The 24997-nt window shown below is 72.4% G+C and carries 17 protein-coding genes; 10 read left to right on the top strand and 7 right to left on the bottom strand.

Translation table 11 applies throughout. The features are described 5' to 3' along the window. Positions 1-14: 14 nt before the first annotated feature. The 5 genes from egtA (at position 15) to AB0P24_RS13495 (ending at position 11799) form a co-directional block, all read left to right on the top strand. The gene (egtA, locus tag AB0P24_RS13515; RefSeq protein WP_365793383.1) at positions 15-1283 is read left to right on the top strand and encodes an ergothioneine biosynthesis glutamate--cysteine ligase EgtA; all 1269 of its coding nucleotides are present in this window, start codon (positions 15-17) and stop codon (positions 1281-1283) included. 420 nt (positions 1284-1703) lie between these two features. Continuing rightward, on the top strand, positions 1704-4937 hold the full coding sequence (locus tag AB0P24_RS13510) for an alpha-L-rhamnosidase (protein ID WP_365793381.1): 3234 nt from the start codon (positions 1704-1706) through the stop codon (positions 4935-4937). Positions 4938-5200: 263 nt separating this feature from the next. Further along, positions 5201-9373, top strand: a complete 4173-nt coding sequence (locus tag AB0P24_RS13505; RefSeq protein WP_365793379.1) for a beta-galactosidase — start codon at positions 5201-5203, stop codon at positions 9371-9373. Positions 9374-9806: 433 nt separating this feature from the next. After that, positions 9807-10880, top strand: coding sequence for an NlpC/P60 family protein (locus tag AB0P24_RS13500; protein WP_365793377.1), 1074 nt, complete (start codon positions 9807-9809; stop codon positions 10878-10880). Positions 10881-10884: 4 nt separating this feature from the next. Then, positions 10885-11799, top strand: a complete 915-nt coding sequence (locus AB0P24_RS13495) for a hypothetical protein (protein WP_365793375.1) — start codon at positions 10885-10887, stop codon at positions 11797-11799. A 267-nt stretch (positions 11800-12066) separates the two neighbouring features. On the opposite strand, the gene AB0P24_RS13490 is transcribed toward AB0P24_RS13495, so the two are convergent. Then, entirely contained in the window at positions 12067-12729 is a 663-nt protein-coding gene (locus AB0P24_RS13490; protein ID WP_365793373.1) for a transglycosylase SLT domain-containing protein, read from the bottom strand. A 317-nt stretch (positions 12730-13046) separates the two neighbouring features. Between AB0P24_RS13490 and AB0P24_RS13485 the strand changes: the two genes are divergently transcribed. Then, positions 13047-14087, top strand: coding sequence for a BadF/BadG/BcrA/BcrD ATPase family protein (locus tag AB0P24_RS13485; RefSeq protein ID WP_365793371.1), 1041 nt, complete (start codon positions 13047-13049; stop codon positions 14085-14087). A 99-nt stretch (positions 14088-14186) separates the two neighbouring features. On the opposite strand, the gene AB0P24_RS13480 is transcribed toward AB0P24_RS13485, so the two are convergent. Next, entirely contained in the window at positions 14187-15071 is an 885-nt protein-coding gene (locus tag AB0P24_RS13480; RefSeq protein ID WP_365793369.1) for a MurR/RpiR family transcriptional regulator, read from the bottom strand. Between the two features lie 200 nt (positions 15072-15271). Here AB0P24_RS13480 and AB0P24_RS13475 point away from each other — a divergent pair, with 200 nt between their 5' ends. Next, positions 15272-16060, top strand: coding sequence for an SIS domain-containing protein (locus AB0P24_RS13475; RefSeq protein ID WP_365793367.1), 789 nt, complete (start codon positions 15272-15274; stop codon positions 16058-16060). A 202-nt stretch (positions 16061-16262) separates the two neighbouring features. Here AB0P24_RS13475 and AB0P24_RS13470 read toward each other — a convergent pair whose 3' ends face one another. Together AB0P24_RS13470 and AB0P24_RS13465 are read right to left on the bottom strand one after the other, a co-directional pair. Next, positions 16263-18587, bottom strand: a complete 2325-nt coding sequence (locus AB0P24_RS13470) for an FUSC family protein (RefSeq protein ID WP_365793365.1) — start codon at positions 18585-18587, stop codon at positions 16263-16265. Positions 18588-18744: 157 nt separating this feature from the next. Next, positions 18745-19527, bottom strand: coding sequence for a polysaccharide deacetylase family protein (locus AB0P24_RS13465; RefSeq protein ID WP_365793363.1), 783 nt, complete (start codon positions 19525-19527; stop codon positions 18745-18747). A 573-nt stretch (positions 19528-20100) separates the two neighbouring features. On the opposite strand from AB0P24_RS13465, the gene AB0P24_RS13460 reads away from it, so the two are divergent. Next, positions 20101-20388, top strand: a complete 288-nt coding sequence (locus tag AB0P24_RS13460; RefSeq protein ID WP_365793361.1) for a hypothetical protein — start codon at positions 20101-20103, stop codon at positions 20386-20388. An 11-nt stretch (positions 20389-20399) separates the two neighbouring features. On the opposite strand, the gene AB0P24_RS13455 is transcribed toward AB0P24_RS13460, so the two are convergent. The 3 genes from AB0P24_RS13455 to AB0P24_RS13445 form a co-directional block, all read right to left on the bottom strand. Then, the gene (locus tag AB0P24_RS13455) at positions 20400-21458 is read right to left on the bottom strand and encodes an LLM class flavin-dependent oxidoreductase (protein ID WP_365793359.1); all 1059 of its coding nucleotides are present in this window, start codon (positions 21456-21458) and stop codon (positions 20400-20402) included. Beyond that, positions 21458-21964 carry an SRPBCC family protein gene (locus tag AB0P24_RS13450; RefSeq protein ID WP_365793357.1) on the bottom strand — a complete coding sequence of 169 codons (507 nt, stop codon included), beginning with the start codon at positions 21962-21964 and terminating at the stop codon, positions 21458-21460. Before AB0P24_RS13450 ends, AB0P24_RS13455 begins: the two co-directional genes overlap by 1 nt. Before the next feature lie 127 nt (positions 21965-22091). After that, complete coding sequence (locus AB0P24_RS13445) at positions 22092-22592, bottom strand: helix-turn-helix domain-containing protein (protein ID WP_365793355.1); 501 nt, start codon at positions 22590-22592, stop codon at positions 22092-22094. A 206-nt stretch (positions 22593-22798) separates the two neighbouring features. On the opposite strand from AB0P24_RS13445, the gene AB0P24_RS13440 reads away from it, so the two are divergent. Continuing rightward, the gene (locus AB0P24_RS13440) at positions 22799-23497 is read left to right on the top strand and encodes an SDR family oxidoreductase (RefSeq protein ID WP_365793353.1); all 699 of its coding nucleotides are present in this window, start codon (positions 22799-22801) and stop codon (positions 23495-23497) included. A 66-nt stretch (positions 23498-23563) separates the two neighbouring features. After that, positions 23564-24961: a dihydrolipoyl dehydrogenase gene (gene lpdA / locus AB0P24_RS13435; protein WP_365793351.1), complete on the top strand. Its 1398-nt coding sequence runs from the start codon at positions 23564-23566 to the stop codon at positions 24959-24961. Positions 24962-24997 lie beyond the last annotated feature (36 nt).

Below are 24997 nucleotides of genomic sequence, written 5' to 3'. Positions count from 1 at the left end.
CAGGAGGCTCCCGGATGTCGGTTTCACCGGAGTGCGGCATCGATGGTCCTGCCCTTCGCGAACACGAGGCGGAGGCGCTGGTCGAGGGGATCTGCTTCAAGACGGGCCCGCCGCGCAGCGTCGGCGTCGAGGTGGAATGGCTCGTCCACCGGGAGCGTGCGCCGCACGACTTTGTGAGGAGCCGGGAGCTGGCAGCGGCCCACGCCGACCTGCGAACCCTCCCCTTGAGGTCCGGGCTGAGTGTCGAGCCCGGCGGTCAGGTGGAGCTGAGCTCACAGCCGGCTCCGTCGCTGGGCGCCTGCGTCTCGGAGGTCTCCGCGGATCTGGCGGCGGTGCGCACCGCACTGCGCGAGCACGGCCTGACCCTGGCCGGCATGGGCGTGGATCCCCGGCTGCCCCCTCGCCGGTTCCTGCGGGAGCCCCGCTACGACGCGATGGAGGCGTGCCTCGACCGTACGGGCCCGGCCGGGCGCACCCTGATGTGTACGTCGGCCTCCGTCCAGGTGTGCCTCGACGCCGGGCGGGAGGAACCCGGCGTCATGGGATTCGCGCGCCGCTGGTGGCTGGCGCACCACCTCGGCGCGGTCCTGGTCGCGGCGTTCGCGAACTCGCCGATGATGGAAGGCCGCGCCACGGGCTGGCTGTCCACGCGGCAGCTGAAGTGGACGGAACTCGATCCGGGACGGGCCGGCGGGCCCTCCCTGACCCACGACCCGCGGCGCGCCTGGGTCCGGCGGGTCCTCGACGCGCCGGTGATGTGCGTACGGCGGGACGGCCCCTGGGAGGTGCCGAACGGCGTGAGCTTTCGCGAGTGGACCCGCTCGCGCACCATGCGCCCGCCGACCCACGCGGACCTCGACTATCACATCAGCACGCTGTTTCCGCCGGTCAGGCCGCGCGGCCACCTGGAACTGCGCATGATCGACGCACAGCCCGGCGACGACGGGTGGATCGTGCCGCTCGCGGTGGTGACGGCCCTGTTCGACGACCCGGACGCCGCCGCGATCGCGAACCGGGCCGTGACGCCCCTGGCCGAGCGGGCCGCCGGGGCCCCGCCACCGCACAATCCGCTGTGGACCGCCGCGGCACGCCACGGGCTCGCCGACCCCGAACTGAGGCGCGCCGCCGTGACCTGCTTCGCCGCGGCGCTGGACGCCCTGCCCCGACTGGGCGTGAGCACCAGGGTCCTGGACACCGTCGCGGCCTACACCGAACGCTACGTCCTGCGCGGTCGCTGCCCGGCCGACGACGTACTCGACCGGGGGGCGTCCGCGCCGCTTTGAGCGCGGTGGTGAGGTGCGTCGCGCAGTTGCCTCAGCAAAGCGTCCGGGGTCGCCAAGTCGTCCGTGGAACCGGAGAGTTCGCGCCGCGTGCCGCCGGTGTGACTCGCCGGTGCGGTGCCCGCCGTGTTCCCGCAGTTCCGGGACGAGCGGGCGACGAGGCCGTCGAGGTCGTCGAGGCCGGCGCGGACCCGGACTCGGTCTCGTGGCCTCGCGGTTCTCCGAATGAAACCGTTCAATCACCCCGGCCCCCCGCCTTGCGTACCGCTCGCCCTCGCGGTGCCCCCGAACCACCCCAGTCACTAAATTGCCTGCACGACGATTGACCCCCGTCCCACCCGGCTTTTACGTTACCCACGCCCCTCCGATTTGAATCGATTCAAATCGCCGGTTCATCCCATTCGTGTGAGTGAGGAGTCGCAGGTGATCAGCAGGAGGAACATTCTCGCGGGCGCTGCCGCCGCGGTCGCGGCGGCAGCCGTCGACGGCGTATCGGTGACGGACGCGTCGGCATCCGGACAGCTCCAGGCGCAAGGACTGACGCGGACGCGCACGACGGGTGACGGGCTGAGCGTCACCGGTCCGACCGTGGAGTACGTCCGCAACCCCCTCGGCCTCGACACCCCACATCCCCGGTTGAGCTGGCCCTTGGTCTCCGGCGGGGTGGGCGAGCGGCAGAGTGCCTACCAGGTCCGTGTCGCCACCACCGCCCCGGGGCTGGCCCGCCCGGACGTCTGGGACAGCGGGAAGGTCGTCTCCGGCGAGTCCGTCCTCGTGCCGTACGCGGGCCCCGCGCTGAAGTCCCGGACGCGCTACCACTGGTCCGTGCGGGTGTGGGACGGCGAGGGCCGGGTCTCCGGCTGGAGCGAGCCCTCGTGGTGGGAGACCGGGCTCATGGGCGCCGGGCAGTGGACCGCCGACTGGATCTCCGCACCGGCGAGCCTCACCGACGCCCCGTCCTTCGAGGGCGGTTCGTGGATCTGGTTCCCCGAGGGCGACCCGGCGAGCAGTGTGCCGGCGGCCACCCGCTGGTTCCGCCGCACCGCCGAACTGCCCGCCGGGATCACGGCGGCGACGCTCGCCATCACCGCGGACAACGTGTACGCCGTCTCCGTGAACGGGGTCGAGGTGGCGCACACCGACCTCGACACCGACAACGAGGACTGGCGCCGCCCGGCCGTGATCGACGTACTGGACCGGGTGCGGGCAGGCGACAACGTTATCGCCATCTCGGCCACCAACGCGACCGAGGGCCCGGCGGGACTCGTCGCCGTCCTCGTGGTGCGTACCGCCTCGGGCGAGCAGAAGGTGTTCACCGACGCCGCCTGGAGGACCACGGACACGCAACCGGCCGACGGCTGGCGGGAGCCGGGGTTCGACGACGGGGACTGGCCCGCCGCCAGGGTGGCCGCCGCGTGGGGCGGCGGGCCGTGGGGCAGGGTCGTGCCGGTGTCGTACGCCGTCACCCGGCTGCGGCACGAGTTCCGGCTCCCGCGCAAGAAGGTGTCCCGCGCCCGTCTGTACGCCACGGCGCTCGGCCTGTACGAGGCCCACCTCAACGGCGGCCGCGTGGGCGACGACCAGCTCGCGCCCGGCTGGACGGACTACCGCACCCGCGTCCAGTACCAGACCTACGACGTCACCGCGCTCCTGCGCCCCGGCGCCAACGCCATCGGGGCCCACCTGGCGCCCGGCTGGTACGCGGGCAACGTGGGCATGTTCGGGCCCGGCCAGTACGGCCAACACCCGTCGCTGCTCGCGCAGTTGGAGGTCGAGTACGCGGACGGCACGAGCGAGCGCGTCACGTCGTCCACCGACTGGCGGGCCGCCGCCGGGCCGATCGTCGCCGCCGACCTGCTGAACGGCGAGACCTACGACGCCCGCAAGGAGACCCCCGGCTGGACCTCACCCGGCTTCGACGACGGCGACTGGCTCGCCGTGCGCGCGGAGGGCGAGGCCGGCCCCGGGCTGATCGTCGCGCAGGTGGACGGGCCGGTCCGGGTGGAGCGGGAGCTGACACCGAAGGAGGTGACCCAGCCGAGCCCCGGGGTCTACGTGTTCGACCTGGGGCAGAACATGGTCGGCTCCGTACGGCTGCGGGTGTCGGGCGCCGCGGGCACGACCGTCCGGCTCAGACACGCCGAGGTGCTCAACCCCGACGGCACGCTCTACACCGCGAATCTGCGGAGCGCGGCGGCCACGGACACGTACACGCTCAAGGGCGGCGGGGAGGAGGTCTACGAGCCGCGCTTCACCTTCCACGGTTTCCGCTACGTCGAGGTCACCGGATTCCCCGGCACCCCCACGGCGCAGGCCGTCACCGGGCGCGTCATGCACACGGACGCCCCCTTCACCCTCGACTTCGAGACCGACGTGCCGATGCTCAACCAACTGCACCACAACATCACCTGGGGGCAGCGCGGCAACTTCCTCTCCGTACCCACCGACACTCCCGCGCGCGACGAACGGCTGGGCTGGACGGGAGACATCAACGTCTTCTCGCCCACCGCCGCCTACACCATGGAGTCGGCCCGGTTCCTGTCCAAGTGGCTCGTCGACCTGCGGGACTCGCGGACCTCCGCCGGTTCGTTCACCGACGTGGCGCCGGTGGTCGGCGGCCTCGGCAACGGCACCGCCGGCTGGGGGGACGCAGGCGTGACCGTGCCCTGGGCGCTCTACCAGGCCTACGGGGACCGCCAGGTCATCGCGGACGCCCTGCCGTCCGTCCGGGACTGGCTGACGTACCTGGAACAGCACAGCGACCGGCTGCTGCGCCCCGCCGAAGGGTACGGCGACTGGCTGAACGTCGACGACGAAACCCCCAAGGACGTCATCGCCACCGCGTACTTCGCGCACAGCGCCGACCTCGCGGCCAAGATGGCGGCGGAACTCGGCGCGGACGCGGACGCCGCGACCTACCGCGACCTCTTCGAGCGGATCCGGTCGGCCTTCCAGAGCGCCTACGTCACCTCCGACGGCCGGGTGAAGGGCGACACGCAGACGTCCTACGTCCTGGCGCTGTCGATGGACCTGCTGCCCGACGCGTCGCGCAAGGCCGCCGCCGACCGGCTCGTCGCCCTGATCGAGGCCAGGGACTGGCACCTGTCCACGGGCTTCCTCGGCACGCCCCGGCTGTTGCCCGTCCTGACCGACACCGGGCACACCGACGTCGCCTACCGGCTGCTGCAACAGCGCACCTTCCCCAGCTGGGGTTACCAGATCGACCGCGGCTCCACCACCATGTGGGAACGCTGGGACTCCATCCGTCCCGACGGCAGCTTCCAGGACCCGGCCATGAACTCGTTCAACCACTACGCCTACGGCTCGGTGGGGGAGTGGATGTACGCGAACATCGCCGGCATCGCGGCGGGCCGGCCCGGCTACCGCGAGATCGTCATCCGCCCCCGCCCGGGCGGCGCCGTCACCACCGCCGCCGCCCGCTTCACCTCGGTCTACGGCCCGGTCTCCACCCGGTGGCGGCAGCGGTCCGGCCGCTTCACCCTGACCTGCGCGGTGCCGCCCAACACGACCGCCGAGGTCTGGATCCCCGCGGCCGCTCCGGAGACGGTGACCCACTCGCACGGGACGTTCCTGCGCCAGGAGGACGGCTGCGCGGTCTACCGGGTCGCCTCCGGCACGCACCACTTCACCGCCTGACACCCCCTCCCACGGCCCCGCGAGGCGGACACCGCACCCGCGCGTCCGCCTCGCGACGGCCCCGCCCACGCCGCACGGCGCCCGTCCTCCACGCGTCGGCCTGACGCATGGTCAGGGGCCGTCCCGGCCGGCGGGGTTACGCGCCGCCTCTGTCGTCCCGGCTGTGTTCTCCCGACCCATTGTGTTGAGCTCTGTGCCCCCTTACTGTTCGACTTTGCCTGAGTCTGTTTGGTGTTGATTACTCAGTCGGTCTGGAGGCCGTGGTGCGGAGTGATCGGATCGGTTCAGAGCCCGCAAGACCCCGTTGGCGCCGGTGGTGGCCCGTCCTCGCGGCGGCCGCGACCATCGCCCTGGCCACGGGCATGATCACGCCCGCCGCCGCGGCGCGGGACGTCGGTGCGCGGGCCCCCGCCGCCGCGGCCACCGCCCCGCAGCCGCACACCGTGAGTCTGGACGGCTACTCGTTCCTCGTCGACGGCAGGCGCACCTACCTGTGGTCCGGTGAGTTCCACTACTTCCGGCTGCCGAGCCCGGACCTGTGGCGCGACATCTTCCAGAAGATGAGGGCCGCCGGCTTCAACTCCACCTCGCTGTACTTCGACTGGGGATACCACTCGCCCAAGCCGGGCGTGTACGACTTCACCGGGGTACGGGACGTCGACAAGCTCCTCGACATGGCCCAGGAGGCCGGTCTCTACGTCATCGCCCGCCCGGCGCCGTACATCAACGCCGAGGTCGACAGCGGCGGCCTGCCCGGCTGGCTGACCACCAAGGCCGGCGACAACCGCAGCGACGACCCGCGGTTCCTGAAGTACGCGGACGAATGGCTGACGCAGATCGACCGGATCATCGCCCGCCACCAACTGACCAACGGCACCGGCTCGGTCATCGCCTACCAGGTCGAGAACGAGTACTACAACGGCTCGGCCGCCGGCCGCTCCTACCTCCAGCACCTGGAGGACAAGGCCCGCGCCGACGGCATCACGGTACCGCTGACCGGCAACAACAACGGCACCTTCAACTCCGGCACCGGCGCCCTGGACGTCGACGGCCCCGACTCCTACCCGCAGGGCTTCGACTGCTCCAACCCCTCGAAGTGGAACGGTGTCCCCGACATCAGCTACGACCACCCGGCCGGAAAGCCGCTGTACTCGCCGGAGTTCCAGGGCGGCGCCTTCGACCCCTGGGGCGGGCCGGGCTACGACAAGTGCGCCCAGCTGATCAACGACCAGTTCGCCGACGTGTTCTACAAGCAGAACATCGCCGTCGGCACCACCGCGCAGAGCTTCTACATGACCTACGGCGGCACCAACTGGGGCTGGCTGGGCATGCCGGAGAACTACACGTCGTACGACTACGGGGCCGCGATCCGGGAGACCCGCCAGCTCGATCCGAAGTACTACGAGGACAAACTGATCGGGTACTTCACCCAGTCGGTCGCCCCGCTGACCAAGACCGAGGCGATCAGGGCCACCCCGCCGGACGACTCCGCGGTCGTGGACACCGCCCGGATGAACCCCGACACCGGGACGCAGTTCCACGTCCTGCGGCACGGCGACTCCACGTCCACCGCGGTCGACAAGACCCACATCTCGCTCGACTTCAACGCCCAGCCCGCCGCGGACACCACCTACACCTGGGACGACCCCGACTCCGCGTTGCAGTACGCCGGTTCGTGGTCGCACGTGGCCAACACCAGCTACACCGGCGGCGACTACAAGCACACCGAGTCGTTCTCGAACAAGGCCGGTGACTCGCTGACCGTCCCCTTCGACGGCACCGCGATCCGCTGGATCGGCTCGAAGACGAACAACCACGGCTACGCGGACGTCTACCTCGACGGCACCAAGGCGGCGACGGTCGACGACTCCGGCGGCGAGAACCAGGCGGTGCTCTTCCAGAAGACCGGCCTGGCACCGGGTGCGCACACCCTGAAGATCGTCGTCGCCGGAACCCACAGCCCCGCGTCGACGGACAACTACGTGGCCGTCGACGCCATCGACGTGCCGACGGCCGACGCCGCGCAGCAGCCGACCTACCCGGTCGTGCCCCAGCAGCCCGGCACCGCGATCACCCTCGACGGCCGCGACTCGCACGTCATCGTGGCGAACTACCGGCTCGGGGACGCGCAGTTGCAGTACTCCACGTCGGAGATCATGACGAGCGCGACGATCGCGGACCGGGACGTCGCCGTGCTCTACGGGGACGCGGGCAGCGACGGCGAGACCGTCCTGCGCTACGCCTCCGAGCCCACCGTCACCGCCACCGGCGGCACGGTCACGACCACCTGGGACGCGTCCACCGGGGACCTGCGGCTGAACTACCCGCACAAGGGCCTGATCCGCGTCAGCGTCAACGCCGACGGGAAACGCCCGCTCCTGCTGCTCGTCGGCGACAAGGCCACGGCGGAGACCTTCTGGCGCCAGGACACCGCGACCGGCCCGGTGCTCGTGCGCGGCACCCACCTGCTGCGGACGGCCACCAGCCTGGACGGCGGCCGCACCGTGGCCCTCACCGGCGACAACGCCGACGACAAGAACATCGAGGTGTTCACCTCCGCCGACCGCGTCACCTGGAACGGCAGGGCGGTGCGCGGCTGGCGCACCGAAGGGGCGAGCCGCACCGGCACCGTTCCCGTGGCCGCCGCGATCCACCTGCCGGCACTGACGAATTGGAAACACGCCGAGGAATCCCCCGAGTCGGCCCCCGGCTTCGACGACACCAGCTGGCAGGTGGCCGACAAGACGACCACCAACAGCGTCTCCGGCAGCGACTCGCCGCCGGTGCTCTACGCGGACGACTACGGCTTCCACACCGGCAACACCTGGTACCGCGGCCGCTTCCGCACCACCGGCAAGGAGACGGGCGTCCACCTGGTCTCGGACTCCGGGGGAGGCGCGCAGGCCTTCTCCGCCTGGCTCAACGGCACCTTCCTGGGCAGCTCCACCACCGGCAGCGCCGACTTCGCCTTCCCGTCCGGCTCGCTGAAGTCGTCGGGCGACAACGTCCTCTCCGTGCTCACCGTGAACATGGGACACGAGGAGGACTACAACTCCACCAACGCCAACAAGACCGCGCGCGGCCTGACCAGCGCCTCCCTCCTCGGAGCGCCGCTGACCTCCGTCACCTGGCGGGTGCAGGGCGTGCGGGGCGGCGAGGAACTGCAGGACACGGTGCGCGGCCCGCTCTCCACGGGCGGCCTGTACGGCGAGCGGGCCGGCTGGTCCCTGCCGGGCTACCCGGACCGGAAGTGGACCCAGGTGTCCCTGCCGGACACCGACACCCGCCCCGGTGTCTCCTGGTACCGCACCGACGCCGAGCTGGACCTTCCGCACGGCCAGGACACCTCGCTCGGGCTGACGTTCACCGACGACCCGTCCCGCAAGTACCGCGCCACGATCTTCGTGAACGGCTGGCAGGTCGGCAACTACGTCAACTACCTCGGCCCACAGCACACCTTCCCCGTGCCGGACGGCATCCTCGACCCCAACGGCCACAACAGCATCGCCATCGCGGTGTGGAACCTGGACGGCAGCACCGGCGGGCTCGGCAAGGTCTCGCTGACCGACTACGGCAGCTACGCCTCGTCCCTGCGCGTCGCCCAGAACGACAGCCCCCGCTACGACTTCGCGAAGTACGCCATGCCGAAGCGTCCGGGAGCGGACGTCACCCTGGACGCGCCGGACACCGCCCAGCCCGCCCATGCCTTCACGGCCTCGGCGACGCTGCGGGTGCCGAAGGACCGCCCGTCCGCCTCCCGCCTGACGGCCTCGCTCTCCGCACCCGACGGCTGGACCGTGACCGCCACCAGCCCCACCGCGGTCCCGCGCGTGCGACCGGGCGGCTCGGCCACCTTCACCTGGAGGGTCCAGCCGCCGGACGGGACCCTGCCGTCCGCCTCGGCGCTCACCGCCACCGTGGACTACGTGCAGAGCGGACGGCGGGCCACCGGCGGCGACGAGCGCATCGTCGGCGGGATCCCGCCGGTCCCGCCGGCCGGCAAGAGCGCGGTGAGCGACCTGCCGTTCCTGTCGTCCACCAACGGGTGGGGCCCGGTGGAGCGTGACACCAGCGTCGGCGAACAGGCCGCCGGGGACGGCCGTGCGATCACCATCGCCGGCGTCGGGCACGCCAAGGGCCTTGGCACCAACTCGGTCAGTGACGTCCAGCTCTACCTCGCCGGAACCTGCTCCCGGCTGACGGCCGAGGTCGGTGTCGACGACGAGACCGGCGGGGCGGGTACGGTGACGTTCTCCGTGATCGCCGACGGCAAGACCCTGGTGACCACACCGACGATCCGTGGCAGACAGGCTGCGGTCCCGATCGACGTGGACGTCAGCGGCGCCCAGGTGCTCGACCTCAGGGTCGGCGACGCCGGCGACGGCAACGGCAACGACCACGGCGACTGGGGGACACCGACACTGACGTGCGGCTAGCCGGACGCCACACCGGGCACGGTCGCGCCGACCGCGCCCGGCGTGGGCACCGGGATGCACCCGCCGTTCGGCCTCGACGGCCGACGAGGCCTCGCGCACGGCCGACGCGGAACCCGTGAGCGCGCGCCGCCAACGGGCGGCTTCCAGTGCAACGGAGGCGGAATCGAGGGCACTTCATGATGTCCGTTCTCCTGGCCGAGCTGTCCGTTTCCGAGGGAAGCGGTCGGCCGGACGGCTGCGCACGGCAAAAGTTCGGCCTCGGCCGGGTGGGAGAGAAACGGGCAATCGGTGGCGCAGTGGTGTCTTCTGCCCCGCCGTCCTGCCGTGGACGAGGGGCGTGCGGGCAGGTTGACACGCCGGGGGAAGCAGGGGCGGTCCGGGTGCGGCGGGGTAGTGTGTTCGAGACTCGAACAGTTCACTGAAGATGGAGCCGATGAACGTGTCGACTCGCGGCAGACGGTTGCGGAGCCGAGCCGCCACAGCAGTCTTCGTCTGCGCGATCACCCTGTTACCCGGCCCGAGTTACGCGACCCCGGGCGAACCCGATCCGCGGAACGACCAGTCGATCGAGGACATCCACGACGAGTTGAACGGCCTCTACCGCCAGGCGGAGGTGGCCACCGAGGCGTACGACGCCGCCGGCGTGAAGGCGGCCGAGCAGGAGAAGCGGCTGGCGTCGCTTCACAAGGACCTGGCCCGCACCGAGGACAGGCTGGACGATCTGCGCGACCTCGCGGGTGCGGCCGCCCGTACGCAGTACCGCGGGGGCAATCTCGACTCCACGGGTATCCAGTTGCTGCTCGGCGACCATCCCGAGCACGCCCTGGACGACGCGTCCCAGGCCCGCCAGGCCCTGCGCGACCTGGTCACCGTGTCCGAGAGGCAGCAAAGTACCCGCGCACAGCTGAGCCGGCAGACGGACGCCGCCGCCGAGAAGCTGCGGGAGCTGAAGAACACCCGCGCGGACAAGGCGGACGCGAAACGGAAGATCGAGCAGCGGATCGCCGCGGCCGAACGGATCGAAGCGGGCCTCAAGAAGGAACAGACCCGCAAACTGGCCCAGTTGGAGGAGAAGGAGGCACAGGAGGCCAAGTCCAAGTGGACGGGCCTCAGTTCCGGCGGCCAGACCGGCTCGGGCGCCGGCCCGACGAAGGCGAGCGGAGCGGCGGCGAAGGCCGTCGGCTTCGCGTTGGCGCAGATCGGCAAACCGTACGTGTGGGGTGCCGTGGGCCCCTCGTCGTACGACTGCTCGGGACTGACCTCCACCGCGTGGGCGGCGGCCGGGCACCCCATACCCCGCACCTCGCAGGCGCAGTGGCAGGGACTGACCCGGGTCAGCCTGGCCTCCGTACAGCCCGGAGACCTGATCATCTACTACGACGCCACACACGTGGGCATGTACATAGGGGGCGGGCGGATCGTGCACGCTCCGCGGCCCGGACGCACGGTCACGATCGCCCCGGCCGCCTCCATGCCCATCGTCGGTGTCGTCCGACCCGGAGTCTGAGCGGATGACCTCCTCACTGACCCCTCGTGACGAGGGGAACCTGCCCGCGCTGAGCGCACCGCCGCTGGTCCGGCTCGACGCCTATGTGGCCGAGGACGGGTCGACGGTGGTCAACGGCCATCTGCTGGAGATGGGCGGCACGCGACCCCCCAACGAGGCGATCCTCGACGCGATCGCCATGTTCGCCCGCACCCTGCGGGCCCCGGTGGCGGCCACCGTCATCGACCGCACCGTGATGCAGGTGGCACGCCTGCGGGTCTACCCCGACGGCTCCAGCCGCACCATCGCCGAGGAGGAGGACCTGCCGCCCGGGCGCGAGCGTACCGCCGCGGAGGAGGAGGCGTTCCCGCCGCTCGCCCGCGTCGAGCGCATCATCCAGCACGCGCAGCGCGGGGAGCTGCACGCCGCGGCGGTCCTCGCCAGCGCGCTGCGGGAGCACCTCACGCTGCGCAGGGGCGCGGAGGACGAACTCTCCCTGGAGGCACGGGCGATCGAGGCGTACCTCGCGTATCAGCGCGGCGACTACATGGTCTCCACCGTCCTCGCGCTGACCGTCGCTCGCATCCGCTGCCGGACCGACCTGACCCGGGCCGCACCCGAGGTGGCCCGCGCCACCGCGGCCTGGCAGCGGCTGACGGACGACGGCCAGGTGGCCACCCGGGGGCAGGAACTGCTGCACATGTGGGAACACCTGGCCGCGGAGGGCTTCCTGCTGGAACCGGCCCACCAGGCCATGGCCCAGGCCGTCCGGAGCCGGCTCGAACGGGGCAACAGGCCCGTACCGGCCGCGGCCACGGCACCGGCGGTGACCGCGGGCCAGGGGCCGGCCGCCCCCGAGGACACGCCTCTCAGTCCCACCCGCCGGGGACTGCGACGATTCACCCGGCGACCGGGCCGGTCCGCCGAGTCACAGCCCTAGCCTGATTCTGCCGGGGATCCGACCGCGCGTCGGGTCCGCGTGTCCCGGTCCTGCGCCAGGTCACGGTGTGGAACTACCACCGTGACCTCGGCGAACGGCGCGGTCACCCGGACCTGCCCGGTCGGCCTCCAGCACGCGGCCCGCGACCACCGGCCGGTCACGTCCGGCGCGGGCCACGGGGCAGGCCGGACTGTGGTCGCCGGCGACGGAGGGGGCAGAGACCCAGGGGCTTACCCGGGGCACCGGGCACGACGTGACCGCCGGTGCTCAGTAGGCGTGGTGCACCTGCCAGAACGCCCAGGCCTGGCAGGGGCTGCCGTAGGTGGTGTTCATGTAGTTGAGGCCCCACTTGATCTGCGTGGCCGGGTTGGTCTGCCAGTCGGAGGCGACGGAGGCCATCTTGTTGCCGGGCAGGGCCTGGACGAGGCCGTAGGCGCCGGAGGAGGGGTTGACCGCGAGGTAGTTCCAGGTGGACTCGTGATCCACGATGTTGCTGAAGCACTGGAACTGGCCGCTCCCGACGATCTGCGCGGCGATGGCCTTGATCTGCGCCACGGTGTAGGAGCTCTGCACCGGAAAGCTGGCGGCGGGGTCACCGGCCGCGGCCTTGGCCGCCGCGCGCTCCTTGGCCGCGGCCTGCTTGGCCTTCGCGGCCTTGGCCGCCGCCGCCCGCGCGCTCTGCTCGGCGTCCTTCCTGGCGCTCGCGTCCGCCTGCACGGCCATGGCGTCGGCCTGCTGCGTCAGCGACGCCGTCTGCACCTGTGCCTGCTGCCCCGCGGGGAGGTCCGCGAGGAGGGTGGCGTCGGGCGCCGTCGCCTCCGCGTCGTTGTTCTGCGCGCTGCTGCCCGAGGCGACACCGACGACACTTCCCACAGCGGTGACCGCGGTGGCCGACACCACCGCGATCCCCCGGACCGATATGCGGCTCACGCGCTTCTCTTCCTCTTCGCCCGGGCCACCGTGTGCGGCGGTCGACGGAAGTAACTCGCCGGTTGGGCACGGCGGTTGGAACACTCTTGCGCGTCGGCGCGGCCGACGCAATGCCGTAGGGAGTGCGGATCCTCACATCCTCACCGCGCCGGAGCCACGGGCTCGCAGTGCGCCCTGACGGGCGACGCGGGCAGGTGTGAATGAACGATCCGGGACGCCGTCGCGTGAGACCAGCCGCGGCGGGGGGGGTGTTGCTCGGGCCTCGGACACTCCGCGGACCTTGGCTGACGCGAATGGGCCGACCACCATGGGCGGCAATGAACAGTGAGCTGAACCGGGTGCCGGGCTCGGGACCGAGGCGGGTTGTCGGGCTCGACGCCGGCGGCTCCCGGACCCGTGCCGTCCTCGCGGACGCCGGTGACGGGCGCACCCTCGGGGAGGGCGTGGCCGGGCCGGGCAACGCGCTGACCGTCCCGGGGCCGGAACTCGCCGATCACCTGGCCGAGGCGGTCGCGTCGGCCGTCCCGGAGGCGGAGCGCGCGCGGGTCGCCGCTGTCGTCGGCGGTTTCGCGGGGGCCGCCCGGGCTCCCGAGGAGGAGCCCGGCCGGGTGCGGGCGCGGGCCGCTCTCACCGCCGCGCTGACCCAACTGGGCATCGGCGCCGCGGCGGTCGAGGTCTGCAGCGACATCGAGGCGGCTTTCGCCGGCGCGCCCGGGCGGCCGGCGGACGGAATCGCCCTGGTGGCCGGCACCGGCGCGGTCGCCGCCCGGATCGCCGGGCGCGTGCTGGTCGCCACCTCCGGCGGTGACGGCTGGCTGCTCGGGGACGACGGCGGGGGCTACTGGATCGGGCGCGAGGCGGTACGGGCGGCTTTGCGGGCGGCGGACGGTAGGGGGGAACCGACGGCACTGACGGCGGCGGTCGGGCGGGCCCTGGGAATTCCGGCGAGCGTGCTGCCACCGGGCGGGAGCGACTCCTGGGCGCCCGCGGCCGACGGCAGGACCTGGGCGCCCGCCCCGCGGGCCGCCTACCGCGCCCGTCTCCTGCCGGCCGTGATGGACCGCCCGCCGGTACGGCTGGCCGACCTCGCCCCCCTGGTACCGCGGGCGGCGGCAAAGGACGCGGTCGCAAGGGCCGTCCTCCAGGAAGCCGCCGCTCATCTCGCCGGGACGGTCGCCGCGTTGGGGCCGCGCCCGGGTGAGGCCCTGGTCGTCACGGGCGGACTGGTCGCCCCCGACGGCCCGTTGCTGACCCCGCTCACCGAACGGCTCGCCCACCTCGACCTCGTGATCACCCCGGTGACGGACGGCCGGGCGGGCGCCGTGGCGCTCGCGCAGCTGCTCGCCGCCGGCCGCTGACCGGCAAAGGCACCGTGACCGCCGCGCCCCTGGACGACCGGGGCGCCGGCCTCGCTCCCGCACAACCCTGCCCGGCAGGACCGTGCCGTAGCGGGGGGTTCAGCGCGACCGCCGGGACTTCACCGCGTGCAGGCCCGCGATGTGGTCGGTCAACGCCAGTGAGGCGCTGGCCCGTTGGTAGGAGAGCTGGGCGACCCGCACGTACAGGCAGTCGATGAGGACCAGGACCGAGTGGCGGGCGCCGATGACGCCGGTGGGAAAGCTCGTCTCCGAGGTGGAGGAGATGAGCCGGATGTCGGCGGCGCGGGCGAGCGGCGAACGCGGATCGGCGGTGAGGGCGATCGTCGTCGCGCCGCGCTCCTTGGCCGTCTCGAACGGCTCGGTCGTCTCACGGGTCGCCCCGGAGTGGGAGATGCCGATCGCGACGTCGGCGGGGGTGAGCAGGGCGGCCGAGGTGGCGGCGGCGTGCACCTCGGTCCAGCCGCGCACCGAACAGCCGATCCGGAACAGCCGGGTCTCCGTCTCCTGCGCCACCGCGCCGCTGCCGCCCACGCCGTAGACGTCGATCCTGCGGGCCCGCGCCATGGCCTGCGCGGCCCGCTCGACCGCGTCCAGGTCGATCCGGTCCAGGGTCTGCTGGACGGCCCGCAGATCCGCGGCGCCGACCACCTTCACCACCCGCTCCAGGCTGTCGTCCGGGGAGATGTCCGGACCGATCTCGGCCGTGCCCCAGGCGGAGACCTCGCCGCGGCCCCGCTCCTGCGCCAGCGCGATCAGCAGGTGCTGGTAGGAGTCGAGGCCGACGGCCTGGCAGAAACGGGTCACGGTCGCCTGGGAGGTGCCGGTGCGGCGGCCCAGCTCCGCGGCCGAACAGCGGGTGACGGCGGCCGGATCCGCCAGGATCAGCTCGCCGACCTTCCGCAGGGAGCCGGCCAGGCGCGGCAGCTCGGTCCGGATGAGTGTGGTGACGTCGGTCGAGGGCATGCACTGAAGGTAACAGCCGCCTATACGGCGTCAGTTGAGCACCAGGACCGCGACGGGGCGCCATTGTGCCGCATACGGTGTGCCTGATGTGTTGATTCACCGGCAGAGGTTGATCCGGGATGGCTCACTCAGCGGTCGGCCTTCGTCCCGGTGGCCCACCTCGGTCGTCCCGGTTGTTCCCGGCAGTGGGGAGTGCGTACGTGTCCGTCGAGTCCGCCAACGAGTCCGGGACCGAGCCGGTGACCGCCGAACGCTTCGCGCGCGAGGGCCTCGCCGCCCTCCACCGCCTCACCGAGTCCGCGCGCGCCGACGTGACCAGGGCCGCCGGACTGATCGCCGACTGCGTCCGCGCCGACGGCGTCGTCCAGGCCTTCGGTACCGGACACTCCCAGGCGATGGTCCTCGAGATCGCCGGCCGCGCGGGCGGGTTCGTGCCCACCAACCGGATCGGCATCGCCGACCTCGTCCACTACGGCGGCGCGTCCCCGAGCGTCCTCGACGACCCGCTCCTGGAACGCGAGTCCGGCGTCGCCGCCCGTCTCTACGACCTCGCCGCCCCGCACCCCCAGGACCTCTTCGTCATCATCTCCAACTCCGGGGTGAACAACGTGATCGTGGAGATGGCCCTGCACGCCAGGGAACACGGCCACCGCGTTCTCGCCCTCACCTCCCTCGCCCACACCAGGGCGGTCCCCGCCGGTCACCCCAGCGGCAGGAAGCTCGCCGACCTGGCCGACGTGGTCCTGGACAACGCGGCCCCGCGCGGCGACGCCCTCTTCGGACTCCCGGGCGGCGGGGCGGTCTGCGCGCTGTCCACGCTGACCGGGGTCATGCTCGTGCAGATGGCGGTGGCCGAGGCGGCCGGCCTCCTCCTCGCCTCCGGCGACCGCCCCCCGGTCTACGTGTCGGCCAACGTGCCCGGCGGCTTCGAGGGCAACCTGGAACTGGAGAAGCGGTACGCCGGACGGATCCGGCGCACCGCGAGCTGACCGGCACGTCAACCGACGGCGGGCGAAGGCCGTTGCAGGAGAGGCCGAGGCCAGCGGCGCGGGGGACATCCGGAGCAGCAGGTCCTGGGCCCACCAGCCGGTCGACCGGGCGCCTCGCGCACGGTCGTACGGCTCGACGCGCTCCGGATCCGCGAGCGCGATACCGGCGGCGCCGGCGTCTCCCGGCGCACCCGGCGCCTGCTCAGCCGGCGGACCCCTTCCGGGCCCAGCCGGTGGATCCCTTCGGCCCCCACCCGCGGCCCGCCCCGGCATGTGTCCTCTTCGCCGCCTCGGCGAGAGCGGGCTGGAGCCGGCGGGCGGCGTCGACGTGGTCGTCGGTCCAGATGATCCGGACCGCGACGGGGGTGGCCCGGCCCCGGGCGTCGCTGAGTTCGGTACGGACGGACTCCACGAGCCGCGTGGCGCCCGCCGGCTGGAGCGGCACGGCGCCGGGCACGGGCGAACGACCGGTGAGGCTCGTGGCGAAGGCGTGGTACCAGCCGGTGACCAGGGCAGCCGATCCGAGGACGGCGCAGTGGGCGTCGGCCCGGACGGCCTGGACGCGTGCCCGGTCCTCGCCCCGCCACAGGGAGACGACGGCGTCGGCGGCCAGCCGCAGCCCGACGACCCCGTTGACGAGCGTGGTCGCGCAGGACAGCGACAGTGACTTGGCGCCGCGTTCGGCCAGGTAGGTGCGGAACGCGTCGTCGAGGCGGCGGGCGGCGGCCGCCGCCGCCCGGCTCTGCGGGCCGGGGGCGTGGGGGTGGGCGTCGCCGAGGGCGTAGTCGACGGCGTCCCCGAGGTAACGCGCGCTGTCGTCGTACGCCTCGGCGAGCGCCTTGTGGACGGCGCCGCGGGCGCCGCGCGGCCAGAAGAACGCGGCCACGACCACACTGACCAGGCACCCCAGCGCGATGTCCTGGACGCGCAGCAGCGCGATGTGCCAGTTCGGGTCGTGGCCGACGTTGAACAGCACCACCAGGGTGACGGTGAACGCGGCCTGCCCGGCGGCGAAGGAGACGGCTGCGGGCGCGATCCCGGCGAACAGGATGGCCACGGGGAGCACGAACCACAGGGCGGTGCCGTGGTGGCCGATCAGATGCAGCAGCCCGGCGCCGACCACGGACCCGGCGAGCGTGCCGAGGACGGCGCGGACGGCGTTCTGCCCGGTGCTGAGCGCGTTGGAGCGCAGCACGGACAGGGTGCCCAGCAGCACCCAGAAGGAGTGCCCGACGCCCGTCACCCCGGCCAGGAACACGGCGATGCCGAGGCCGACGGCGCCGCGCAGGCTGTTGTGCAGCCACACCGAGTCGGGCCTGAGATGGGTGACGGCCCGCTCCCGGGCGGAGGCGAGGGGCGCGGCCAGCGCGCCCGGCTCACGGCCGAGCAGCCGTTCGGGCCAGCTGCGCTGCCAGGCGGTGGCCGCCATGTCCACGTTGTCGGCGATCTGTAGCACGGCGAAGCCGAGCTCCTGGGCGCGGAAGGACACGTCGAGCGTGGCGATGAACCCGTAGACCTCCGCCGTGCTGGTGCCTCCCGGATGCCTGGCGGGCACCTGGACGGTGGAGCTGTGCTCCATCTCGGCCAGGGCCGCCCGCAGCTCCTTCCCGCGGGCCCGCAGCGGGACGGTGTCCCCGTTCAGGTCCGTGAGCAGGTCGCAGGCCGCCTCCAGGACCCCGGCGGCGGCGCGGCGCACGGTGTGCGCGGCCGGATCGCAGGTGGAGGGCTCGTCGGTGTACTCGGACCGGTCCACGAGGACGGCGCACAGCCAGGTCAGCTCGTCCACCAGCCGCACCACGGCACGTGAGGTCGCGGACAGGCCGGTGGGGCGGTACGGGGTGGCCTCGAAGGCGCCGCGCAGGTCCGCGCCGGTCCGGGCGGTGTGCTCCGCCCCGAGCCGGCACCGCTCGGCGTCGGACCCCGGCCCGTCCGGGCCCGGCAGGCCCGCGCGGACACGCAGATACCCCGCGGCGGCACGGCAGACGGCGGCCGCCGGGGCGCTGAGCGGGTCGGCGACGGGACGCGGCCACAGCAGGGCGACGGCAGGCAGCGCGACCGCCGCCGCCAGGCCCGCGCCGGCGAGCCGCTCAGGCAGTTGCGACAGCGCCGCCGGGGCGCTGACCGGCAGCACGAAGGCCAGCAGGAGCGCCGTCGAACTGCCGGCCAGGACTGAGCTGACCACGCCGGCGAAGAGGACCGCGAACCCGATCACGACCGTGGCCGCCACGGCGAGCCAGAGCCGTTGCGCGGCCAGCGTCCCGAGGCAGATGAGCACCAGCCACCCCACCGCGAGCGCCGCCTGCGCCCGCAGCCGCTCCACCATCGGCCCGGAGTAGTCCACCAGCAGCAGCATCGAGAACGAGCCGAACGCGGCGTAGCTCGCCATCGCCGGGGAGTGCAGCACCTCGGTGCACAGGGCGAACAGGGCGGGCATCACCAGTGCCGTACGCGCGGCCCGCCGGGTCGCCGCGAGGTCCGGGTCCTGGCCGCGCAGCCACGTCACCCAGCGTGCTGCCCGCCCCGACATGTCCACCTCCCGCCGGCCCCGGGCAGCCGGCCCCGCCGCCGCACCGCGCACACCACCCATATGCGGCCACCAGCGGGCCGACCGCAACATTTGCCGGGGCTTACGACTCCCCGTGGCCCCTCGGCGCACGCCGCCGCGGCGACGCACGGCTCCGTGCTCAGCGCACCGGGAAGCCGAACGAGTACCCCTGTTCCTTCAGCCACGGCAGCACCTCACGCAGGGCGGCCACCGTCTCGGAACGGTCGCCGCCGGCGTCGTGGAAGAGAATGGTCGGCCCGTTCGGCATCTCCTCCTTGACGGTGGCCACGATGGCGGCCGTGCCGGGGCGTTCGAAGTCCTTCGAGTCGACGTTCCAGCCCAGCGGCCGCATGCCGTGCGAGGCGGCGAGCTTACGGCTGTAGGGGGTGAAGGCGCCGCCCGGCGCGCGGTAGTAGAGCGGCCGGACGCCTCCGGACGCCTCGGTGATCATCCGCTCGGCGTCGAGGATCTGCCGGGACTGGTAGGCCTCGGGCTTGGTGTCCATGGTGACGTCGTGGGAGACCGTGTGGTCGCACAGCCGGTGCCCCGCCGCCACCACCGCCTTCACCAGGTCCGGGTGCGCCTGCGCCTGCGGTCCGATCATGCAGAACGTGGCCTTCAGGTCGTACTCCTTGAGCACCTGGAGCACCTTGGGGGTCCAGACCGGGTCCGGGCCGTCGTCGATGGTGATGTTCACGCCCCTGGTGCCCCGGTCCGAGGCGTGCGCGATCTCGGCCGACACAGGGGCCGGGGCTGGGGCCGCCTTCGGAGCGCTGTGCCGCGCCGAAGTCCCTTCTTCCGCATGCCCGTTGACGGGTCCGGCCTGCGCGGTCCACAACGAGGCGGCCACGGTCACGGCTGTGATCCCGAGCGCCGCCGCGACCACTTGGCCGTACCATCCCCGTCCGCCGTGCCGCGCCATGTCCGCCCCGTTCCTGGTAGTCGAGTCCATCTCGTGCACCCGTCAGGACGGATAACGGAGGGCACCGGATCCGTCCGTTACCGATCACGGACAATTCCGCGAGAGTTCTGCGACAGGCGCACTGCCAGACCTTTAACGCGGGGGAGGACGAACGGTGTTGGCCGTCCCTCGGGAAACGGGCACAGGGCGTTGCGGACGGGGCGCCGAGGCTCTCGGCGGAGGTGCTCGGGCAAGTGGCAAGCAGCAATGGCCGACGAGCAGGCCGCTCACGTTCGACCGGTCGCGGACCAGCCGTGCGCCCGCCTTGGACACCCGGAAGTCCCGGCCGTTCTGCGGCGGTTGCCAGGCGGTGCTGTCTCCCCGGACCGGTGGACCGGAACGCAGGGCCGCCGTGACCGTCTCACCCCGGCACGGTCCGGAACGCGAGCCACCGTTCGCGATGATCACATGGAGACATGCCGAAGTCCTCGGGTGGGCCTGCCTCCGGGCGGCCACGGCCCTCGAAACTGTCAACCGTCAGCCGGCCGCGGCCTGTTCGAGCAGCGTGTGCGCCCAGAGCCCGAGGGAGCAGTCATGAGATCGCGTCTCCAGTGGATCGACGGCCGGGGCGAGCACGCCGTCGTCGCACGCACACGGGCGTACGGGGCCGAGGTCCTGGTCAAGTTCCTGGTCCTGGTCGGCCTGCTGTACATGCCGGTTCTGCTTTTCCACTGGGGTGAGTGGATCCCGTTCGCCGTGGCCGCCCTCTACCTGTTCTGGGAGCTGGGCCGTGTCAGCAGCGCGCTGGGCGAGCTCGCCGGCCTCTGGAACGACCAGCGTCAGGAGCGGCAGGAGCCGGCTCGAAGCGACGCCCTCAACTGACCCGGCCGGCCTCAGCCTGTCCCGCCGACCTCCCGGACCAGCTCGATCGCCCGCCCCAGCGTGGTGAGCCGGTCCTCCAGGGTCTCGCCCGCCGGATAGAGCCGGACGGTGTCGACGCCGGCGTCACGCCACACCGCGAGGCGCTCGCGCACCATGGCCTGCGTGCCGATCAGCGTCGTACCGAGCACCATCTCGTCGGTCACCAGCGCGGCCGCGCCGTCCCGGTCGCCGGCCTGCCAGCGGTCGCGCACCTCGGCCGCGACCTCGGCCCACCCCTGGCGGCTGTAGGCGCCGTTGTAGAAGTTGGTGGACGCCGAGCCCATCCCGCCGAGACTGAAGGCGAGTTCCTTCTTGCGTCCGGCGACCATCGCGCCGAGCGCCTCCTCGTCGGGTGCGAAGGCGACCTCGGCGCCCTGGCAGACGTCCAGGTCCGCACGGGTACGACCGCTGCGGGCCAGGCCCTCGTCGAGGTGGGCGAAGTAGGCGTCGGCGGCGCCCTCGGGCACGAAGCTGGTGCCCAGCCAGCCGTCGGCGGCCTCGCCGGTCAGCCGCAGCATGGCCGGGGAGAGGGCGGCGAGGTAGACGGGGATCTCGTGCTCGGCCCGCATCGACAGCCGCATCGGGACGGCCTCACCGCCCGGCAGCGGCAGGCTGAACTCCGTGCCGGAGTAGGAGAGCCGGCCGCCGCCGACCACCTGCCGCACGATCTCCACCGTCTCGCGCATGCGCCGCAGCGGCCGGGCGAAGGGGACACCGTGCAGTCCCTCGATCACCTGCGGCCCGGAGGCACCGAGGCCGAGCAGGAAACGCCCGCCGGACAGGTTGGAGAGGGTGATGGCCGTCTGGGCCACGGCCGTCGGTGTCCGGGTGCCGAGCTGCATGATGCCGGAGCCGAGCAGCATGCGGTCGGTGAGCGCCGCGTAGTAGCCGAGCGCGGAGGGCGCGTCGGAACCCCAGGCCTCGGCGACCCAGCAGACGTCCAGGCCCAGCTTCTCGGCCTCGACGACGAAGTCGCTCTGCTGGGACCAGTGTTCGCCGCCCGAGGCCTCGATCGTGGTGGCTGTCCGCATCACGCCTCCGCCCGCCGCTTGATCTGCGCGAGGGTGGCGGTGATGCCACGCTCGAACTCCCGCAGCCGTACGAACACGATCTTCTGTTCCTTCTCGGGCATCCGGTCGATGGCGACGGACAGTCCGGAACGCCCCGGACCCAGCTGCATCCACTGCGACAGGTCGGTCCCGCCGTCCTTCGGGCGGAGCCGGAACCGCCAGACCGCGGAGGGTTCGGACGGATCCTGCACCGCCCAGGCGAACACCGACTCCGGCTTGTACTCGATCACGTGGGAGGTGGTCTCCCACTTCCCGAACGCCTCGTGCTCACTGCGGCCGACGAACCTGGTTCCCACCGCCGGACCGGCGGCTCCGTCCAGCCAGGCGACCGACCGGAGCTCCTCGCTCATGTCCGGCATCAGCTCGATGTCGCTGACCAGCGCCCACACCGTGGCCGGTGGGGCGTCGATCCAGGTCTCCACCTCGACCGTGGGTCTGTCCGCGTAGCGCGCGCCCGTCCACTCCAAGACCGTCAGCCTCCTTGCTGTCCACGTCTCTGACCTCCAGGGTTGCTAGATGAGACCCACTCTGTCAAGAGAGGTCAAGAGAGAAGGGGCAGGAGCCCCGAGAGGCCGACGGCGGGCCGCGCCGTGCTCAGTCGGTGCCGAACCGCCGGCGGACGTCCGGCCGCTGCCGGAGCCGCTCGGGGTATCCGGGGCCCATCCGCATCGAGGTCTCCTCCGATCTGAGCGGCGTACGGCACTGGGAGCAGACGACCTCGGGCACGGTGTCGTGGTCGCAGGCCTCGTGGTGGAACACCACGGGCACGCCCCGCTCCCCGGCCAGCCAGCGGTCGCCCCACGCGGACATCGCGGCCAGCACCGCGAACAGGTCCCGCCCCTTCTCGGTCAGGACGTAGTCGTAGCGCGGCGGCTCGGCCTCGTACAGCCGCTTCTCCAGGATCCGCTCGTCGACCAGGAGGCGCAGCCGGTCGGTCAACGTGTTGCGGGCGATGCCCAGTTCCTGCTGGAACTCGTCGAAGCGGCGGATCCCATAGAACGCCTCCCGCACCACGAGCGGCGTCCAGTGGTCACCCAGCAGATCGACGGTCCGTGCGATGGAGCACGGCCACTTGGCGAACGACGTCCGTTTCATGCCTCCACGATAACGAGTCTTATGAAGAAACTCAGCTGACAGGTGCGTCTCCCGTGACGGCGAGCGACCGGACGCGGGCCCGCTCGTAGTCATCGGCCGCCCGCCCCGCGAACCCCACGGGATGTGGGCGGCCCGCGCAGGCCACAGCATGAAGCGAGGGCCGGGCCGTCCGCCGGGCCGCGAGCCGTGGATCGAGGTGTCCGACCATGAGGATCGAGGGATCGGTCGCGCTGGTGACCGGAGCGAACCGGGGGATCGGGCTGGCGTTCTGCCGAGCCCTGCTGGGCCGGGGCGCGGCCAAGGTGTACGCGGGCGTACGACGGCCGGAGGACTTCACCGTGCCGGGGCTGGAGCCGCTGCGCCTGGACGTCACCGACCCCGGGCAGATCGAGGCCGCGGCGCGGACGGCGTCCGACGTGAGCATCGTGATCAACAACGCGGGCATCCAGGCCGGGCCGAGCCTGCTGGAGGGTTCCCTGGACGGTGCGCGGCAGGAACTGGAGGTGAACTATCTCGGCACCTGGGCCGTCTCACGGGCCTTCGCGCCGGTGCTCGCCGCCCATGGGGGCGGCGCCCTGGTGAACATGCTGTCCGTGGCGTCATGGCGGTCGACCAGGCGGTTTCCCAGCTATGCCGCGTCCAAGGCGGCGCAGTGGTCGCTGACCAACGCGTTGCGGGTCGCTCTGCGGGAGCAGGGGACGCTGGTCGTCGGCGTGCACGTCGGCTGGGTGGACACGGACGCCACCGCGGGGGTCGACGAGCCGAAGACGGATGCGGCCGAGGTGGCCGCGCGGACCATGGACGCGATCGCCCGCGACGAACCCGAGGTCCTGGTCGACGACACGGCCCGCCAGGTGCGGGCCGCGCTGTCCGGCCCGCTCGATCTTCTCTACCCGACCGGCTGATCGCGCGGCCCGATCGTGCGACGGTGGAGTCAGCAGATCGACCCGACACAACGGTGAGGTGGAACCATGCAGACCGACTTCGACGTCGTCGTCCTGGGAGCCGGGCCGGGCGGCTACGTGGCCGCGATCCGCGCCGCCCAGCTGGGCCTGCGCACGGCCATCGTGGAGGGCCGCTTCTGGGGTGGGGTCTGTCTGAACATCGGCTGCATCCCGGCGAAGGCGCTGCTGCGCAACGCCGAGGTCGCCCAGCTGATCCTGCACGACGCGGACAAGTTCGGTGTGAAGATCAGCGGTGAGGTGGGCCTGGACTACCGTGCCGCCTACGAGCGCAGCCGGGTGGTGGCCGACGGGCGCGTCAAGGGCGTCGGCTACCTCATGCGCAAGAACAAGATCGAACAGTTCGAGGGGCAGGGCACCTTCCTCGACCCGCACACCCTCCAGGTGCGCATGGCGGACGGCGAGATGACGCTCTCCTTCCGCTCCTGCATCATCGCGACCGGCTCGACCGTGAAACTCCTGCCCGGCACGGCGCTGGGCCGGCGCGTCGTCACCTACGAGGAGCAGATCCTCTCCGACACCCTCCCGTCGAGTCTGATCATCGCGGGTGCCGGGGCCATCGGCGTCGAGTTCGCCTATCTGCTGCGGTCGTACGGCGTCGACGTCACGCTGGTGGAGTTCCTGGACCGGATCGCCCCGCTGGAGGACGAGGAGGTCTCGGCCGAGCTGACCAGGCGCTTCAAGCGGCAGGGGATCCGGGTCCTGACCTCCACCGCCGTGCGGTCCATCGAGGAGACCGAGGACAACGTCCGCGTGACGGTCCGCTCCGGCGACTCGGAGCAGGTCCTGGAGGCGGAGAAGGTCCTGCAGGCCACCGGCTTCCAGCCGCGGACGGCCGGCTACGGGCTGAACAGCACCGGCGTACGGCTGACCGAGCGCGGTGCCATCGACATCGACGGGTTCTGCCGCACCAGCCAGCCGCACATCTACGCCATCGGCGACGTCACGGCGAAGCTGATGCTCGCGCACACCGCCGAGGCGATGGGCGTCGTCGCCGCGGAGAGCATCGCCGGCGCGGAGACCATGGAGCTCGACTACCGCATGATCCCGCGCGCGACGTTCTGCCAGCCGCAGATCGCCAGCTTCGGCTGGACCGAGGCCGAGGCCCGCGCCCAGGGCTTCGACGTGCGCGTGGCGAAGTTCCCCTTCACCGCCAACGCCAAGGCGCACGGCTTCGGCGACACGGTCGGGTTCGTGAAACTCGTGAGCGACGCCCGGTACGGCGAACTGATCGGCGGCCACATGATCGGACCGGACGTGACGGAGCTCCTGCCCGAGCTGACGCTCGCCCAGAAATGGGACCTCACGGTGCATGAGCTCGCCCGGAACGTGCACGCCCATCCGACGCTGAGCGAGGCGGTCCAGGACGCCCTGCACGGGCTCGCCGGCCACATGATCAACCTCTGACGGGCGGTACCGGCACCCCGCCGGGCAGCGTGAGCG

The organism is Streptomyces sp. NPDC086519 (assembly GCF_040686075.1).
GTDB lineage: Bacteria > Actinomycetota > Actinomycetes > Streptomycetales > Streptomycetaceae > Streptomyces > Streptomyces shenzhenensis.
Note: the sequence above shows the minus strand (reverse complement) of the source record. Positions and strands in the feature narration are given on the sequence as shown.

What these genes read in the sequence shown, in the direction of transcription:
- AB0P24_RS13500 (WP_365793377.1), top strand. Translation starts at nt 9,807, where the DNA reads ATGAACGTGTCGACTCGCGGCAGACGGTTGCGGAGCCGAGCCGCCACA.
- AB0P24_RS13455 (WP_365793359.1), bottom strand. Translation starts at nt 21,458, where the DNA reads ATGCGGACAGCCACCACGATCGAGGCCTCGGGCGGCGAACACTGGTCC.
- AB0P24_RS13470 (WP_365793365.1), bottom strand. Translation starts at nt 18,587, where the DNA reads ATGTCGGGGCGGGCAGCACGCTGGGTGACGTGGCTGCGCGGCCAGGAC.
- AB0P24_RS13495 (WP_365793375.1), top strand. Translation starts at nt 10,885, where the DNA reads ATGACCTCCTCACTGACCCCTCGTGACGAGGGGAACCTGCCCGCGCTG.
- AB0P24_RS13440 (WP_365793353.1), top strand. Translation starts at nt 22,799, where the DNA reads ATGAGGATCGAGGGATCGGTCGCGCTGGTGACCGGAGCGAACCGGGGG.
- AB0P24_RS13465 (WP_365793363.1), bottom strand. Translation starts at nt 19,527, where the DNA reads ATGGCGCGGCACGGCGGACGGGGATGGTACGGCCAAGTGGTCGCGGCG.
- lpdA (WP_365793351.1), top strand. Translation starts at nt 23,564, where the DNA reads ATGCAGACCGACTTCGACGTCGTCGTCCTGGGAGCCGGGCCGGGCGGC.
- AB0P24_RS13480 (WP_365793369.1), bottom strand. Translation starts at nt 15,071, where the DNA reads ATGCCCTCGACCGACGTCACCACACTCATCCGGACCGAGCTGCCGCGC.
- AB0P24_RS13460 (WP_365793361.1), top strand. Translation starts at nt 20,101, where the DNA reads ATGAGATCGCGTCTCCAGTGGATCGACGGCCGGGGCGAGCACGCCGTC.
- AB0P24_RS13445 (WP_365793355.1), bottom strand. Translation starts at nt 22,592, where the DNA reads ATGAAACGGACGTCGTTCGCCAAGTGGCCGTGCTCCATCGCACGGACC.
- AB0P24_RS13485 (WP_365793371.1), top strand. Translation starts at nt 13,047, where the DNA reads ATGAACAGTGAGCTGAACCGGGTGCCGGGCTCGGGACCGAGGCGGGTT.
- egtA (WP_365793383.1), top strand. Translation starts at nt 15, where the DNA reads ATGTCGGTTTCACCGGAGTGCGGCATCGATGGTCCTGCCCTTCGCGAA.